The organism is Microbacterium sp. SCN 71-21 (genome assembly GCF_001725695.1).
Lineage (GTDB): Bacteria > Actinomycetota > Actinomycetes > Actinomycetales > Microbacteriaceae > Microbacterium > Microbacterium ginsengisoli.
Genome location: NZ_MEGA01000124.1, coordinates 3,918 through 5,062, shown reverse-complemented (window position 1 = coordinate 5,062; position 1,145 = coordinate 3,918). Strand labels below are relative to the sequence as shown.

Genomic DNA, 1,145 nt, shown 5'->3' with positions numbered 1-1,145 from the left:
TGGAGGCGCTCGGCCGCGCGCTCGGAGAGGCGCTGCGCCCCGGCGACGTGGTCGTGCTCACCGGCCCCCTCGGCGCCGGCAAGACGACCCTCACCCGCGGGATCGGCGCAGGCCTCGGCGTGCGCGGCCCGGTGCAGTCGCCGACCTTCGTCGTCGCCCGCACGCACCCCTCGCTCGTGGGCGGCGCGCCCCTCGTGCACGTCGACGCGTACCGCCTCGGCTCGGCCGCCGAGCTCGACGACCTCGACCTCGACCTCGGCTCGTCGGTGACGATCGTGGAATGGGGTCGCGGGATGGTCGAGGCCCTCACGGACGCCTGGTGGGAGGTCGAGATCGAGCGTCCGACCGGCGGCCGCGGCGCCGACACGATGTGCGGCGACGCGTCGCGGCGCACCGACGAGCTCGACGCCGACGCCCCGCGGACTGTGACGATCTCCCGCCGTCCCTGATCGCGGCACGCGCCCGGCCGGGCCCGGCCGGGCGATCGGCCGCGATCCCCGGGACGTGCCGGTGGCGGCATACCCTAGAGAGGTGATCCTCGGCATCGACACCTCGCTCGGCACGGCCGTCGCCGTCGTCGACGCCGACGGGGTGGTGCGCTCCGAGGCGACGAGTGCGAATCCGCTCGGCCATGCCGAGGTGATCGGCGATCTGCTCGCCGCAGCGCTGGCCGCGGCATCCGTCACCGCCGCGATCGGCGCGCAGGTCGACGCGCCTGCGCCGACCGCCCTCACGCAGGTCGTCGCCGGCATGGGACCGGGGCCCTTCACCGGCCTGCGCATCGGCATCGCCGCCGCGCGCACGTTCGCGCTGGCCCGCGACCTTCCCGTGATCGCGGTTCCGAGTCACGACGCGGTCGCCCTGTCGATCCTGCTGCGCGCCGCCATCGCGGGCGACGATGCCGGCCGCTTCGCCGTCGTCACCGACGCGCGCCGCCGCGAGTTCGCCTACTCGGTCTACGAGGGACTCGACGACGACGGGCTGCCGGTGCGGATCGGCGACGCGGCACTCGCGCCGCGCGCCGACCTCGACGCTGCCCTCGCCGAGCGGGGCGCGCGACGCGAGGATGCGGCATCCATCCCGGCGGCGCTGCTCGCGCTCGCCGGCTCCCGGGCGGTCGCCGCGTCGCGCGTGCTCACGGGCGA

General features: G+C 76.5%; 2 protein-coding genes. Both read left to right on the top strand.

The window, feature by feature from the left end:
• A partial coding sequence (tsaE, locus tag ABT08_RS13055; protein WP_288115242.1) for a tRNA (adenosine(37)-N6)-threonylcarbamoyltransferase complex ATPase subunit type 1 TsaE occupies nucleotides 1–449 on the top strand: 449 nt, incomplete at its 5' end.
• Nucleotides 450–531: 82 nt separating this feature from the next.
• Nucleotides 532–1,145: tRNA (adenosine(37)-N6)-threonylcarbamoyltransferase complex dimerization subunit type 1 TsaB (gene tsaB, locus ABT08_RS13050; protein ID WP_288115241.1), on the top strand; the 614-nt coding region annotated here is incomplete at its 3' end.